The sequence below is a fragment of the Shewanella sp. 10N.286.48.B5 genome (assembly GCF_002874355.2).
Taxonomy (GTDB): domain Bacteria; phylum Pseudomonadota; class Gammaproteobacteria; order Enterobacterales; family Shewanellaceae; genus Shewanella.
This window is the reverse complement of the sequence record NZ_MCVG02000001.1, coordinates 357590-373824: the sequence shown is the minus strand read 5'-3', so window position 1 is coordinate 373824 and position 16235 is coordinate 357590. Positions and strand designations below refer to the sequence as shown.

11 protein-coding genes are annotated in these 16235 nt (G+C 41.5%); 7 read left to right on the top strand and 4 right to left on the bottom strand.

Annotated elements, in window-relative coordinates; translation table 11 throughout:
• Positions 1-5 precede the first annotated feature (5 nt).
• Positions 6-1562 carry a cytochrome ubiquinol oxidase subunit I gene (locus BCU57_RS01590; protein ID WP_102438741.1) on the bottom strand — a complete coding sequence of 519 codons (1557 nt, stop codon included), beginning with the start codon at positions 1560-1562 and terminating at the stop codon, positions 6-8.
• 1280 nt (positions 1563-2842) lie between these two features.
• On the opposite strand from BCU57_RS01590, the gene BCU57_RS01585 reads away from it, so the two are divergent.
• Positions 2843-3400, top strand: a complete 558-nt coding sequence (locus BCU57_RS01585; protein ID WP_102436254.1) for a hypothetical protein — start codon at positions 2843-2845, stop codon at positions 3398-3400.
• A 499-nt stretch (positions 3401-3899) separates the two neighbouring features.
• Complete coding sequence (locus BCU57_RS01580; RefSeq protein ID WP_102436252.1) at positions 3900-6014, top strand: TonB-dependent siderophore receptor; 2115 nt, start codon at positions 3900-3902, stop codon at positions 6012-6014.
• Positions 6015-6369: 355 nt separating this feature from the next.
• Here BCU57_RS01580 and BCU57_RS01575 read toward each other — a convergent pair whose 3' ends face one another.
• Positions 6370-6849, bottom strand: a complete 480-nt coding sequence (locus tag BCU57_RS01575) for a Fur family transcriptional regulator (RefSeq protein ID WP_102436250.1) — start codon at positions 6847-6849, stop codon at positions 6370-6372.
• 1547 nt (positions 6850-8396) lie between these two features.
• On the opposite strand from BCU57_RS01575, the gene BCU57_RS01570 reads away from it, so the two are divergent.
• From BCU57_RS01570 to BCU57_RS01560, 3 genes are all read left to right on the top strand, one after another.
• The gene (locus tag BCU57_RS01570; RefSeq protein ID WP_413211383.1) at positions 8397-8996 is read left to right on the top strand and encodes a CPBP family intramembrane glutamic endopeptidase; all 600 of its coding nucleotides are present in this window, start codon (positions 8397-8399) and stop codon (positions 8994-8996) included.
• An 825-nt stretch (positions 8997-9821) separates the two neighbouring features.
• A complete protein-coding gene (locus BCU57_RS01565; protein ID WP_102436787.1) occupies positions 9822-10028 on the top strand; it encodes a hypothetical protein in 207 nt (68 codons plus the stop codon).
• A 436-nt stretch (positions 10029-10464) separates the two neighbouring features.
• Positions 10465-11004 (top strand): hypothetical protein, encoded by a 540-nt coding sequence (locus BCU57_RS01560; RefSeq protein ID WP_102436785.1) that lies wholly within the window; start codon positions 10465-10467, stop codon positions 11002-11004.
• Between the two features lie 81 nt (positions 11005-11085).
• Here BCU57_RS01560 and ltrA (BCU57_RS01555) read toward each other — a convergent pair whose 3' ends face one another.
• Entirely contained in the window at positions 11086-12435 is a 1350-nt protein-coding gene (ltrA, locus tag BCU57_RS01555; RefSeq protein ID WP_413211382.1) for a group II intron reverse transcriptase/maturase, read from the bottom strand.
• 681 nt (positions 12436-13116) lie between these two features.
• Between ltrA (BCU57_RS01555) and BCU57_RS01550 the strand changes: the two genes are divergently transcribed.
• Positions 13117-13479 carry a hypothetical protein gene (locus BCU57_RS01550; RefSeq protein ID WP_102437056.1) on the top strand — a complete coding sequence of 121 codons (363 nt, stop codon included), beginning with the start codon at positions 13117-13119 and terminating at the stop codon, positions 13477-13479.
• Positions 13480-13574: 95 nt separating this feature from the next.
• On the opposite strand, the gene ltrA (BCU57_RS01545) is transcribed toward BCU57_RS01550, so the two are convergent.
• Positions 13575-14915 carry a group II intron reverse transcriptase/maturase gene (gene ltrA, locus BCU57_RS01545; protein WP_413211381.1) on the bottom strand — a complete coding sequence of 447 codons (1341 nt, stop codon included), beginning with the start codon at positions 14913-14915 and terminating at the stop codon, positions 13575-13577.
• A gap of 769 nt (positions 14916-15684) precedes the next feature.
• Here ltrA (BCU57_RS01545) and BCU57_RS01540 point away from each other — a divergent pair.
• On the top strand, positions 15685-16032 hold the full coding sequence (locus BCU57_RS01540; RefSeq protein WP_102440604.1) for a hypothetical protein: 348 nt from the start codon (positions 15685-15687) through the stop codon (positions 16030-16032).
• The last annotated feature ends 203 nt before the right edge of the window (positions 16033-16235 follow it).

Below are 16235 nucleotides of genomic sequence, written 5' to 3'. Positions count from 1 at the left end.
TCAGATTAAGCATCTTGGTTTTCAAAATGATATCTACCTGTCTTAAGGCATGATGGGCCAAGACGAGCAAACTTAAACATTAAGAACATTTCGATCACTAATAGTATTGAGTAGAACACAGTGATTGAAATGATACTGAACCATATATCACCTGGCGTTAGCGTTGATGCTGACATAAAGGTCGGTAAGACTTCTGAAATGGTCCAAGGTTGACGACCATACTCTGCCACAAACCAACCACATTCAATTGCAATCCAAGGTAGTGGCAAGCTGTATAGCGCTGCACGTAATACCCATGGTTTTTCTTCAATTTTATGACGGGTGCTTTGCCAGAATGCCGCAGCAAATACCAATAGCATAATCACGCCACACGCAACCATGATACGGAATGACCAGAACATAGGGGCAACGTTAGGAATAGAGTCTTTAGCGGCAGCTTTAATTTGCTCTTCTGTCGCATCGACTACATTTTCTGTGTAACGTTTTAGCAGTAGACCATAGCCTAAATCGCCTTTGGTCATTTCAAAATCAGCACGAATTTGCTCTGTTTCATTACCTGCGCGAAGTTGTTCTAGTAAAGAGTAAGCAATCATACCGTTACGGATACGAATTTCATGCTCGTCGATTAAGTCGATAATACCAGTCACTTGCTCATCTAAAGAACGCGTTGCAATGATCCCCATTACGTATGGGATCTTAATCGCGTAGTCAGTGTGCATGGTTTCTTGATTTGGGAAACCCACTGCAGTAAAGGCCGCTGGTGCTGGCTCAGTGTGCCATTCCGCTTCAATTGCCGCTAATTTAACGCGCTGTACTTCACCTACTTCATAGCCAGACTCATCGCCTAGTACCATTACCGATAGGATTGACGCCATACCAAAACTTGCAGCAATCGCAAACGAGCGACGGGCAAACGGTAAATCACGACCTTTAAGGATAAAGTAAGAACTAATTGCCAAGACGAACATCGCGCCGGCAACATAACCTGATGCGACTGTATGAACAAACTTAACTTGCGCAACAGGGTTGAACAGTACTTCAGCGAAGCTGGTCATTTCCATACGCATTGTTTCATAGTTAAACACTGACCCTACTGGGTTTTGCATCCAACCATTAGCAATCAGGATCCATAAAGCTGACATGTTAGAGCCGATAGCAACTAACCAAGTAACCGCTAAATGTTGACGCTTACTAAAGCGATCCCAACCGAAGAAGAACATACCCACTAAGGTAGATTCTAAGAAGAAAGCCATTAAGCCTTCAATCGCCAGTGGAGCACCAAAAATATCACCCACATAATGTGAGAAATACGCCCAGTTAGTACCGAACTGGAATTCCATTGCTAAACCGGTGGTAACACCTAAAGCAAAGTTAATTCCGAATAACTTACCCCAAAACTTAGTCATGTCTTTGTAGATTTGGTTATTAGTCATCACGTAAACGGATTCCATAATAGCCAAAATAAACGCTAGACCTAAGGTTAAAGGTACAAATATAAAGTGGTACATGGCTGTTAGCGCGAACTGTAACCGTGACAGTTCAACAACCTCTTCAATAATCATTGGCGACTCCTTACCCAGTACATCCAAATGTCATGTCGACTTCCTCAAAAACAAAAGTGTTATTGCAGGAAATAAATTTATTAATCTAAAGCAGCACCCAAAAAAACAGGTTAATGAATTGTTATTTTAAGACTGCCGTAACTCAATTTCGTTTTTAGTTTATTTCGCCTCAGCACCACAATAGTGAGACGCTTATCACGCCAAGATAGCAAAGGGTGACACAGCGCAACAAACCAAGCCCACCAAAATCATAAAATCAGCAAAAACAGTTACTTATAAAAATAATTAATGGTGCACACCTCTATTTTATATCATCTAAATTTGATTCAAATCAATCAAACTTGCCACCCTTAATGGGTTTTCTGTGGGTTTTGGGCAATAGCGCAAACTACCAACTTTTATGTATTGACCAACACCCAAAATATTGCTAGGAATTTTTTTACATTTTTTTAAAATAGTGTTCCCTAATCCATGTTTTGCTAATGAATTTAGCCTAAGTAACAAAATTAGATCAAAAAAAACCATGGGATATATATTTTAACCCTTACAGCTTTAATTTAAATAATTAAACCATTGAATATAAATAACAAATAAAAATAATAGTTCAAAAACAAAGCAGGAAGCCACACCTCATTCATTAGTTTTGCTAATGCGTTAGATTAATTTAACTCGTTTGAGAAAAACATCGGCAGGCTTTAATATTCGCCCCGTGTTGAGAGAAGGTCGATTGGACTTGAACAGAATGGATTTCAAGTTACATCCCCAACTCTACTAATTTGAAATTATTACTGAGTGGAGATTTAAAAGATGACTAAATTATTTGATCGCGTAATCAACAGCTACAAACGTATCTTTGTTGAAATGCACAAATCGTACTAAACGCTATTATGTTGTTGCTAGCATCAATACCTACAATTTAGGTGAGTGTTAGCAGCAATAAAACTAAAGACGCATTAAGTATGCAATTGCTTGCTAAATCCGTTGGACGTTTACCCTTGATGTTTTGTTAGCGCAAAACAGCTCTTGCAACATAGAGCAATAATCGGCCCTTTAGGATTAATATTCTAAGGGGCTTTTTATTGTCTAATTTAAAGTTTGCTTATCATTGGCGCTTGCAACAGAGTAATCAATGCATAGCCATAACCTCTAAGTTAGTACACATAAGTTAGGACACATAAGTTAGGACACTACTGCTTATATAATCATATAATAATCTATATATTGCCCATTAGTTGCCCCCGCCCAATACTCGTTGGCGATGAATCCTAAAGAGATGACATATGCATGAACAAAAGCTAAGCCTTGTTATTGAAAGCGGCCACCCTGCCTATGAATGGGCAAAAAAGCAGTCTGACGCCGTCGGCGCTTTTGGTCACATAGGTACTCATATTGATTGTTACGATTCAGAGCCATTAGAAGCACAGTATGAAGTCGATGTCGTTGTTATAAATTGTACTCACGAAATGCCGTCAGTGGATGATTTAGAGCCTTTAGCGTTAGCAGACAAAGCATTGGTACTTTTTACCGCAAACATTGAGCAAAATGGTTACGGCACGCCAAACTATGGCGTTATGAATACTGCGCTAACCAGTGATGCTATTGAGCAAATTCTACTTAACGCGCCCACCTTTATCGTTATTGACAGCTACGGAATAGGATCCCATGGTGATGAACACATAGGTTTTGATAAAAGATGCGAGTCGAAAGGCTGTTTCGTGATTGAAAATGTGAACTTATCTGCAGCAGTAACACACTCAATGGTAAAACTTAAAATAGCCTTTGATAAGGACTCTAAATCGACAGGAAAAAGGTGCGATATTAGCGCAATTTGCCGCTAACTATTTATAGTTTAATAATGCTATCTAACTAATTGTCTCGAATTAATTTCACCTAACAAATCGCATCTAACTATATGTCCCAAATTAATCCCACCTAATAAATTGCACCTAACTATTTGTCTCTAATTAATCCCACCTAACAGAATGCGCCTAACCTACTGTATTTAAATGTTTTTATTTGACACTCTTCATCTAACTATTTGTATTTAACTATTTGTATTTAACTATTTGTATTTAACTATGGGATTAATAAAGATCTCCTGTTTAAGCCAGATGCGCCCTTTCTGAACCTCGAAACTCCTTTGGGATTAACTGGTTTTTCACTGTCCCCGCTAAAAAGTACCAGCAGCGGACTTTCTGTTTGCCGTTCTCAATAGCTTTATGTATTTCAAAACCCTTAAGTGGCCAAAGTGACTGTTTGTTACTGGCTTCACTTTGACCAAATAAATGATATGTTATAACATTGCCTTTTTAATCCATCCTTGATAGGGCAAAGCACGTGAAAAAGCATTTTCTATATTCAATTATTGTCATTTCTAATGGTGCGTTAGCGCAAGATAGCAATAACCCAACCTCAGAAACTAATGATGATATTGAGCGCATTGAGGTAAATAGACTTTGGCAGCCTTACCGAGGCAACGTACCATTGATTGATACTCCCCAAGCAGTAGATAGAATTAATGCCGATACCATCAAAAACGAGGGCATTACTCGTTTCATGGACGCCTTGGACTTTTCGCCTAGTATCGTAAGGCAAAATAACTCTGGCGGTATGTTTGATAGCTTTGCTATTCGCGGTTTTTCGGGCGACGAAAATAACCCGACAGGTTACTTAGTAAATGGCTTTAACTCGCGAGGTTATAACGGCAACAGAAATACCGCCAATATTGAAACCATTGAAGTAATGAAAGGGCCAGGCTCAGCACTGTACGGACAAGGTGAACCGGGTGGCACGGTCAATATCATCACTAAAAAGCCGCAATTTGATGAACAAGGTTATATTCAGGGAACCTTAGGTAATTTCAATCAAAAACAAGTGGAATTTGATCACACCAAAGGCATTAGTGACGATGTTGCTTACCGCATCAATGGCTTTTACGAAGATTCAGATACCTTTCGTGACCATGTTGATATTGAAAGCTTGAATTTAAGCCCGTCACTTTTGTGGAATATCTCTGACGCCACCAGCTTAAGTTATGAAATGGAAATTCTACATCAAAGCAAGCCGTTAGATCGCGGTGTCTATGTATTAGATAATGATTTTGACGCTGTCGATACTGCCGCATTTTATGGTGATACCCGAGACGGAGCCCATAAAGTTGAAGCGCTAGGACACCAACTACTATTAAATCATCAGCTTAATAACTCGTGGCACTTATTAGCCGGTTTAGCTTATCGGGATTCATCCTTTAAAGGTCAATCTTCAGATGCTGAACTATCTGACGGCCGCCAGCTGATTTATAGCGACCCAAATACCTTATCAAGACAAAGAAGAGAGCGTGATTATCAGGCGCAAGACTTCTCGGCGCGTTTTGAAGTTAGCGGTGACGTAGAGCTTGGTGGCATGACCAATAATCTATTAATTGGGTTAGATTATTATAACTTCCAGCTAGATACTGATTATAGAGTGTGGCGAACCGCTTGGGGTTCAGGCGATGCGACATACTCAATCAACCCTAATAACCCTGATTACACTATGTATCAGCCTGAAACCACACCAACAACCTTAACCTTTGAAGAGCAAAAAGGCCTTGGTTTTTACGCCCAAGATTTAATTGAGTTGACTGATAAAGCCAAGCTGTTATTGGGCTTCAGAGTCGATAGCTTTAATCAGCACATTGTCAATAAACTGGATAATGAGTCTCAAGAGCAAGATCAAACTGAAGTATCTTCTCGTTTCGGTTTTGTCTATGAATTGGATGACAATATCAATATTTACACCAGCTACGCTGAAGGTTTCAGACCTAATCCTGGGCTTGATTCAGACAGAAATGCTTTTGACCCAGAACAAACTAAATCTTTCGAAGTCGGTCTTAAATGGCAAAATGTCGCTGACAGGTTCTCCGGTAGCCTTGCACTGTTTGATGCCAGCAAAACCAATATGTTAACAGCAGAGCCAGACACAGGGCTTTCTGCGACTTTAGGTGAGGTTGAAAGTCAGGGAGTTGAGTTTCAGCTGACCACCTTACTAACGGCTGATACCAGCATTGAGTTAGCCTACGCTTATACCGATGCAAGAACAGCAAACGATTTGATTGATAATGACTGGGGCGTGCCAATCCCTAAAGGTTCACGTTTAATCAACGTTGCAGAGCATGTCGGTCATGTGGCCCTAAGACATTATACTGACATTATGGGTAAAGAAGCTTATTTTGGCGCTACGGTCAATTACGTTGGCGACCGTCTAGGTGAAACCACATCACCTGATTATATTTTACCTGCATACACCTTAGTGAACCTATCCGCAGCGATAGAGTTAAGCAGCAAGTTTAGTGTAATGCTTGATGTGAATAACCTGTTTAATGAGCAATACTTTGAAAGCTCCTATCACAGGTTATGGACTATGCCGGGTGAGCCGATTAATTTCACCGCGAGTGTTAAGTATCAATTCTAATTTTCAGTATTAATTGCTGCTTGGGCTTGCTAATACGACTTCTGTTTAAGGTTTTCACTGCTCATTGACATCAGTCAACTCCGCGGTAAACCCCAAACTTCATTGTCTTAGCATCGCCACTAACGCTATTTGGATAGTTAAATTTGATAGTTAAATTTGATAGTTAAATTTGATAGCGTTAAACCTTGTCACTAGTCCCGACTGACAAGGGGCAAGTCCGCGGTGTAAACTCAAACTGCATTTTTTAGTACCACAATGACATTAAGCGACCTTAGGGTCGCTTTTTTGTTGAGGATATCAGAGGTGAATCTATCAGTTGGGCTGAGTGGCTCAAGTGTCAAATATAAAGAATGCGTTAATCATTGGGCTTTTCACTAGGGTTAGCACAGTCATTACACAAGCATTGTAATTCTATTTGAGAGTTGAGCAGTTGAAAGTCCGCTTGTTGAATGCTCTCTTTTAAAGCCTCGATCACGCTGGCTTGAATGCCCTTCTCGGCCACTTTGCCGCAACTTTTACAAATCAAAAACTGCGGTACTTGGTGCTTGTGAGCGCAAGTGATGTGTGAACAAGCAAGGTACTTATTTTCAGATGATAGCTTATGCACTAAAGGCAGTTCACTGAGTATATCCAGCATACGATAAACAGACATCGGTGCTAATGATTCTTGGTGTGTCGCACGGTAAATATCAACGATTTCATAGGCTGATAAGGGTTTGCTAGAGTTAAGTAATACACCTAAAACATTCTTTCTTTTTGCCGTTAGCTTTACACCATTGTCGTGACATAGTTGTTCTGCTTTAGCAAAAATTTCAGTGTTATTAGAAGTAGGCATAGATAAGCTCAAGAGAAATCGTTATTGTTGTTATTATTTCTTGTCGGACTGACATTGTAAATGATAAAAAATAGAACATCTTAACAGCATTAAATAATTGCTATTTTTTGTGATTTTAAACCGTTTTTCGGCGCTTAGCTAATTTAGACCATTGGTTTCCTTTTTGTATTTCCAAACTTCGTTTGGATTAATATCGTGGGTTTTCTGCCCACTGCTGATTTTGATATCTGGGTTTCAGCCTGTAATTCCAAACTCCGTTTGGATTAACGTCGTGGCGCTTCGCCCCTTCTTTTGCAAAGAGCTGAGTCAAGGGGGAAAGCGCACACATTTTACAAAAGAAGCCCTTAACAAACCCTCAGCGCCCTAACGAAAAATGCTGAAAAGCGCATGATTTTCGATGGGGATTGATCCAGCTTTTAACTTCGTTTGTTGATAACTTCGGTCTTATTCGAAAATGCTAACGCTTCCGATGGTGAGTCTGAAGTAAATGGATTTACAAATGTCACGGTGGCATGGATGCTAAGGAGTGACCCTGCACCGCGAAAGCTAGCCTGACGTCCTGTCAAGCTCACGCTATTTTCTCTGCGTCCTCAATTCAAAGGGAGTCCTTTAGCTGATTAGATTCTTGGTTTTTTTAGCTTTTTTAATTGCCACGAATACAGTCAAATCGAAGAGATAATAATCCCAGTGTAGATGCAGCAGCGAGCTTCTGACTGCCAAGGATGGCAAGAATGTCATTATTTGTCTGGAACAAATTTGACCAAAACATGGCGAAGTTTCACAGTGTGAAACGCTCTGAGCGAGAGGCAAGGATGCCGAACTGGCCGTTTAACATGGATGTTATTTGTTTTGGCAGAGCTTACATGGACCTTTTGATTTATATAAAGAGTGCAGCGTCTCGCAGTTGTATCTGCACAAAAGGTCGCTCTTTCACATCTGACCCATAGGGATTTGGGAAATGTCATGATGATGTCGGGAACATCATTGACCATGTGATCGCGACATTTGTATATCCTATACATCACCTGCGGCAGGCAATGGATTAAATTGAAGTAATGGACTACCGTAACGGATCCAATATAAATGAAGTATAAAGTTGGTGGTCGTAAAACATTTTGCCCCAAAATGAGTTGGTGCTAGCAATGGGATAATCAGCATAACCTTACTTTTTCTAATCGATTATGACCGCCTTACTTGTCGTCCAAATGACTGGTTGCCTATACAGGTATAACTGATTTTCTCCAAATTGAGATAATTCTGGCGCCAAAGGATGCGTAAAATGAGCTTTTTACGCATCGATAATTTTGTAACATTCGAGAAAACCCATACATATCAATCTCCTGCGAAATTTTTTAAAGTGTTGTATAGACCGCGTAAACAAAGACGCATTCTTTCTCCGGCAATATTTTGAGCATTACTTACGTTTTCACGAAAATATTCGATTTACAACAAGGACTTAGCGATGGTATCTTTAAAGTTTGAATTGAGTAGCCTGGAACATTATTGTGCTGCTATTGAATAAGCTGTTAGGTGCACAAGGAGGTTCCATGCAATCTGCTGACAATCAAACTTTAAAGGTAATATCTTCAATTATTTTAGTTCAAGGAGGAATTTTACTTTACTGGATTATTACGTCTGATAATTTCTTCGGCTCCATTGGTTTCGCGACATTATCAAATGTAGGCATAGTGTCATGGGGTATAGCCGCTTTGGTTGTTATCTCATATGTTTGGGGGGCGTCAAGTATCTCTAATGTACGCGAACACATGTTTAAGTTTAATAAACTAAAATATTTAGCTCTACTAGGTGCTTTAGTTTCTGGATTTTTTGAAGAAATATTAATTCGAAAAATATTGATGGATTACCTTCAAGAAGAAGGTTTCAGTGATTTCATTCAAATAATTATTTCTGGTATAGCATTTGGAACCGCACACTTAGTATGGGGTGGTAAGGCTTTATCAGCGGCTATAAATGCTACTTTTTATACTTTTTTCCTAGGTTCTGGTCTTGCGCTTATCTACATAATGAGCGATAGAAATTTAGCTCTTTGCATTATCGCACACACAATAGTTACTGGTTTAATCGAACCAGGCTTAATAAAGTCAGCAGTATTAAATAAGTTGGGCTATTTGAAAGAGCGCACCTAATCGGGTAGCCGGAGGTATCTAGCCTCCAGCCCCCACACCACCCTGCATGCGGCTCCGCACAGGGCGGTTCCCAAAGACTTTCAGAACAGGTTGGCCGATTAGCTCCGACATATCCCAATGCTGGCTTCTGTATTATCAACGCCAACACTCCTAAACCCGGTCGGGCATGAAATATTGAGTTGCACAGGCTCCTCACTGATCTTTAGGTTCAGGCCTTCACCATGTCCCAACCATTACGATGGGCGTTCGGCTACTATGCCGTCTGCTGACTTCTGCTTAATCACATCCCGAGTTACCCCGTTATGCGCTATCGGTTTTCATCTGGTTCGCTCTTTTCTGTCGATGACGCTGAAAAGCCAAGGCACTTATAAACCAGAGCCTCACTGGTTAATGACCGATCGCGTGTTAAGTAGATCTCCCCAGATAAGAACATGAACTTTCTTTGCACTGCTGCATCATTTACGGTGGCCATTAGATCACGTGGTTTCGTCGTCTTGTGCCAACTCACCTCTAGCCTACGCCTCATATGATGTTCTTGTTCATCAGCTCGCAAATTTGCTAGCGGCTTCCTCCAGACCAATCCTCGCGGATAAGCCCTTGCCATTCGCTAGTAGTTAACGTTTAATAACAGCATGTTAATAAACGGTGACCTTCCTACAGAGGACTTTCACCTCATTAGTTCATGCCCATGCTGGGCGTACACAAGCCCATCAAGCAGGACAAAAAACAGTTGGTTGTTTTTCGTGCCTCAAACATTATAACCAACAATTTTTTGCCCCTTATGGGGGCGTTATATTACTAAAAATAATGGAGTTTACTTCAATCATGGAAGTTAAAATATTTACTAAATCATTAAAACCAAAATTGAATTTTTGGATGAAACCTATCGGAAACCTCGATGGTGGATTAGAGGCAGAAATTAACCTTTGGCTTGCATCAAAGCCTGATATTGAAATAAAAAATATTACTCAAACTCAAAGTGGCGGTTCATGGATGCCAGCGACACTTGTGGTAACTGTTTGGTACCAGTAGTAATATAACAAGCTAATTAATAAGGACAAAAAACAGTTGGCTGTTTTCGTTCCTCAACATTTTAGCCAACAATTTTTTGCCCATTATTAGGGCGTTCTTGACCTGCGGTAGACGATTTTTAGCAAAAAAGAAGTGATATTTAAGTCTAGCCGAAGGAATAGATAGAGCCAAACGTGATGGAAGAAACGCCTAATTTATGATAGCTTGAAGGCACTTGCTAAGGCTCGTAAAGCAAAGCTTTTAAAGAGACCTGCAATTGACTTCAAGTAAAGCAGCGATGCTTCCCTCACGCCCTTGGGGCATCAATTAAGCCCCAAGGGCATGGAATATGAACTCACGGATTGAGTAGCGATAACCCTCTCTCCGAAAGTAAAGAACAAGCCGTTACACGAGACCTTCGGCTCGTGAACTAAATCGTTATGTGCAATAGGAAAGTATGAATAAGTATTTAAAGATATGGATGAAGTCTGGTGCCTATTTTGGAATATTGATGGGTATTTTCTATATATTCCAACAAAACAATTATATTGCTGGTGCTATTAGTGGCGTTGTTGCAGGCTTGTTATTTGGTGCTGCAATGGCTGGCTTCACTTATTTCACAGATAAAAATATGAAGAAGAAGGGCATCGTAAATGATTCCACAAGTGTGAATCAGACGCAGTCCCTAATAATTTCATTGCCATTCGAGACAGTTGAACCTGTAATCCAGGAGGCTGTTTTATCGGTACCTAAAGCCAAAATTAAATCTACAAGCCGTAGTTCTGTTGAAGCTAAAACAGGATTTACTTGGAAAAGCTTTGGTGAAGATATAGTAGTTTCTCTGGAGCGGAAAGATTCATCTACCATCGCTAGAATAAACAGTAAATCATCAGTTAAAACAACTATGGTGGATTACGGTAAGAATTTAGAAAATGTTCAAAACATAAGCTCCTTTATAAAACAAAAGTTTGATGGTGAAGTGAGTGATTGCACATAATCGGGTAGCCGGAGGTATCTAGCCTCCAGCCCCCACACCACCCTGCATGCGGCTCCGCACAGGGCGGTTCATTTAGAACACCTAACTGACTTTCTGGTTAGGATAATGAACTGCGATCCATCCATCTCTTAGTGAATATAATCCTGCTTTCTTCAGATACTCATTACTCAGAGCTTGCTGTATCCCTGGCGTTTTAGAGCTACGCCAAGGGCCTTTACTTGTGATACCACAAGCAACTGCGGCTTGGATCCTGACGCCACGTTTAAGTAAATTCTGTACCTTAGTCCGTGGTTTTCGCCACTGACGCCAGTAGCACATACGTACACGACGTCGGATCCAGTGGTCTAAATCGACACACCCTTGATAAGCGTTAGCTATGCCAAAGTAATTGATCCAGCCTTGCATGTATTGACGCACTTTAAACAGCTGATATTCCATACTAACGCCCCAATTTCGGTTCGTTAGTCGTCTCATCTTTTGTTTGAAAATGTGCAATGTTTTAGCATGCCACTGGATTTTCCCGCGATTAAATGTGAAGCCTAGGAACTTGCTTTGACTTACCTTAACCACTTGGCTTTTCTGTGTATTAACGACCAGTTTTAGTTTCATGGCAAGGTAGCGAGTAATGCTCTTTAGTACCCGTTCGCCAGAACGTTGAGACTTTACCAAAATGATAAAGTCGTCCGCGTAGCGGGCGAATTTATGCCCTCGGCTTTCCAGCTCTTTATCTAGACTATCCAACATAATGTTAGAGAGTAATGGCGAGAGTGGGCCGCCTTGAGGCACACCTTCGAAGCTAGCTTCAAATTGGTCGTTGACCATCACACCAGCTCGAAGGTATTTACCAATAAGCGCCAACAGACGCTTATCCTGCACCTTGCTCCTAAGTTGAGTCATCAAGAGATCATGATTAACTCGGTCAAAGAACTTAGACAGATCAACATCGACGGCAAATTTGCGTTTCTGTTTGATGGTATCCCTTACTTGCAGTACCGCTTGTTTGGCATTTCTGTTCGTCCTAAAGCCAAAGCTATTAGCCGAGAAAAATGGGTCAAACAGTGGAGTGAGTATTTGAGCTATCGCTTGCTGTATGACACGGTCAATGACGTTCGGGATCCCCAATTTGCGTTTACCGCCATCGGGTTTGTCGATCTCTACACGCCTGACCGCTGAGGGTAGATATTTACCTTGCTCAAGTTGAGTTTTACACTGTTGCCAACCGCCTTGTTGCATCCAGATCGGGAAGGCTTCGATAGTCATACCATCGATACCAGCCGCGCCTTTATTGGCTTTAACTTGCCGCCACGCTCGGTGTAAATTCTCAGGTTCGAGTAGTTGCTGGAATAGATCGCTGTTGAAGGCCGGTTGCAGGTCAATACGCTGCTGATAGTAATCGTCTGGCGACGTAGTGGGTATCGACAAGTTTGACAAGACTCCTCCTTCTTCTAAATGTTCAGGCCTTCACCATATCCCAACCATTACGATGGGCGTTGGGCTACTATGCCGTCTGCTGACTTCTGCATAATCACATGCCGAGTTACCCCGTCATGCGCTATCGGTTTCCATCTGGTTCGCTCTTTTCAGTCGATGACGCTGAAAAGCCAAGGCACTTATAAACCAGAGCCTTACTGGTTAATGACCGATCGCGTGTTAAACAGATCTCCCCAGATAAGAACATGAACTTTCTTTGCACTGCTGCATCATTTACGGTGGCCATTAGATCACGTGATTTCGTCGTCTTGTACCCTTGCTTCGCGGGGCAGACCCTGCCAACTCACCTTTAGCCTACGCCTCATATGATGTTCTTATTCATCAGCTCGCCTGTTGCCGATAAAAAAGTGCTAGCGGCTTCCTTCAGACCAATCCTCGCGGATAAGCCCTTGCCATTCGCTAGTAGTTAACGTTTAATAACAGTATGTTATTCTCTTTTAGAAAGAGTAACGGTGATCTTCCTACAGAGGACTTTCACCTCATTAGTTCATGCCCATGCTGGGCGTACACAAGTGCCGGCAACCGACTGCAAAAACTGTCACTTGTTTTGCTAAAAACCAGCAAAACAACCACCAGTCTTTGCAGCGGCTGCGGCAGGCGTTATAACGATAGGAGTCAGAATTGTCTAAAGATGATATTACAAAGCTGGTAACAACAGCTTTAACATTACCAATTTTCTTTTTTTTACTTGGGTATTCTTTTGAAGGTTTAGAACTATCTTTTATGGCCTTTGCATTTTTATTGTTACTAGCCGTTGTAGGTGGTGCAATTGGTGGTGTGTATGCCTACTTTGCACATAATTTATTTTTCAAGAGCTCATTCTTTGCTGGTCTAATTCCCTCAGTTATTTTAATGTTTATTGCTATAAAAATGGATCTAGATAATTTAATTGTACTTGGCGATTTATGTTTAATTGTAGCTTGTTGGGTTACAGCTTCTGAACTTGCATTTATCAAAAATAAATCAATGAAATCATCGTTATAATCGGGTAGCCGGAGGTATCTAGCCTCCACACCACCCTGCATGCGGCTCCGCACAGGGCGGTTCATTTAGAACACCTAACTTACTTTCTGGTTAGCCTATTTATTACAATAATGAACTGCGATCCATCCATCTCTTAGTGAATATAATCCTGCTTTCTTCAGATACTCATTACTCAGCGCTTGCTGTATCCCTGGCGTTTTAGAGCTACGCCAAGGGCCTTTACTTGTGATACCACAAGCAACTGCGGCTTGGATCCTGACGCCACGTTTAAGTAAATTCTGTACCTTAGTCCGTGGTTTTCGCCACTGACGCCAGTAGCACATACGTACACGACGTCGGATCCAGTGGTCTAAATCGACACACCCTTGATAAGCGTTAGCTATGCCAAAGTAATTGATCCAGCCTTGCATGTATTGACGCACTTTAAACAGCTGATATTCCATACTAACGCCCCAATTTCGGTTCGTTAGTCGTCTCATCTTTTGTTTGAAAATGTGCAATGTTTTAGCATGCCACTGGATTTTCCCGCGATTAAATGTGAAGCTTAGGAACTTGCTTTGACTTACCTTAACCACTTGGCTTTTCTGTTCATTAACAACCAGTTTTAGCTTAGTGGCAAGGTATTGAGTGATGCTCTTGAGTACTCGTTCTCCCGCTCGAATAGACTTTACCAAAATGATAAAGTCGTCCGCGTAGCGGGCGAATTTATGCCCTCGGCTTTCCAGCTCTTTATCCAGACTATCCAACATAATGTTAGAGAGTAATGGCGAGAGTGGACCACCTTGAGGCACACCTTCAAAGCTTGCTTCAAATTGGCCATTGACCATCACACCTGCTCGTAGGTACTTACCAATAAGCGCCAACAGACGCTTATCCTGCACCTTACTTCTAAGTTGAGTCATCAAGAGATCATGATTAACTCGGTCAAAGAACTTAGACAGATCAACATCGACGGCAAATTTGCGTTTCTGTTTGATGATATCCCTTACTTGCAGTACCGCTTGTTTGGCATTTCTGTTCGTCCTAAAGCCAAAGCTGTTAGTCGAGAAAAATGGGTCAAACAGTGGCGTGAGTATTAGAGCAATTGCTTGTTGTATCACACGGTCAATGACGTTAGGGATCCCCAATTTGCGTTTACCGCCATCGGGTTTGTCGATCTCAACACGCCTGACCGCTGAGGGTAGATATTTACCTTGCTCAAGTTGAGTTTTACACTGTTGCCAACCGCCTTGTTGCATCCATATCGGGAAGGCTTCGATAGTCATACCATCGATACCAGCCGCGCCTTTATTGGCTTTAACTTGCCGCCACGCTCGGTGTAAATTCTCAGGTTCGAGTAGTTGCTGGAATAAATCGCTGTTGAAGGCCGGTTGCAGGTCAATACGCTGCTGATAGTAATCGTCTGGCGACGTAGTGGGTATCGACAAGTTTGACAAGACTCCTCCTTCTTCTGAATGTTCAGGCCTTCACCATATCCCATCCATTACGATGGGCGTTCGGCTACTCGGCAACTGCTCCTGCGTTGCTCTACCTCCTGCATCCATGCAGTCGTATGCCGTCTGCTGAAATCTCCATGGAAGGAGTGAATGCCAAAAAATGTCGGGAACATTTTAGGTCTTCTGCTTAATCACATGCCGAGTTGCCCCGTCATGCGCTATCGGTTTCCATCTGATTCGCTCTTTTCAGTCGATGACGCTGAAAAGCCAAGGCACTTATAAACCAAAGTCTTACTGGTTAGCTTGTACAAAAACTTCGCGATCGCGAGTTAAGCAGATCTCCCCACTCTTTATTGGTAGATAAGAGCATGAACTTTCTTTGCACTGCTGCATCATTTACGGTGGCCATTAGATCACGTGATTTCGTCGTCTTGTACCCTTGCTTCGCGGGGCAGACCCTGCCAACTCATCTCTAGCCTACGCCTCATATGATGTTCTTGTTCATCAGCTCGCCTGTTGCCGATAAAAAAGTGCTAGCGGCGTCATCCAGACCAATCCTCACGGATAAGCCCTTGCCATTCGCTAGTAGTTAACGTTTAATAACAGTATGTTATTCTCTTTTAGAAAGAGTAACGGTGATCTTCCTACAGAGGACTTTCACCTCATTAGTTCATGCCCATGCTGGGCGTACACAAGCAGCTGCAGCGGATCAATTTACGCTGCGCTTCAATTGCCCGCTGAGCTGGGCGTTATATTTCTAGGAGAACATGTGCTCAATCGTGCAGCCTTAATATTAAGATATAAACAACCCGCAGTTGATTGGGTTAATAAAGCAGATCCATATAACTCCCCAGGGTTGACACTAGATTCAGCTAACGAAGATTTAAATGTTTATCTTATCTCAAACGAAGACTCTGATGATCCCGAGTCATTACAACGATGGATTAAGTTAAACTTAGATTTACTATTCATTGACGAATTAAGTGGGTGGTATACTGATGAATCTCTGTGGCCAAAAACTAGAAATATGAAACTTTTTAATAGTTGGTTCTCTGTGGAGTGTCATACAGTTCTCAATGACACAGTAGGTACACCGTTCGTTGACGACGAAATATAACAAGAATTTAAAGCGGGACTGCTAACAGTTTGCTCGGTTTCGCTTCGCTACACATTTTAGCAAACAAATTTTTAGCCCCTTAACGTGGGCGTTAATTCATCGAAATTTTAATCTGAAACTCACAGATAGAGTTAAATGTCTAACGCGTTTCTATCCAGAAATGAGTTAGCAATACTCTCCACACAAGTCCCATCCAATAAAAA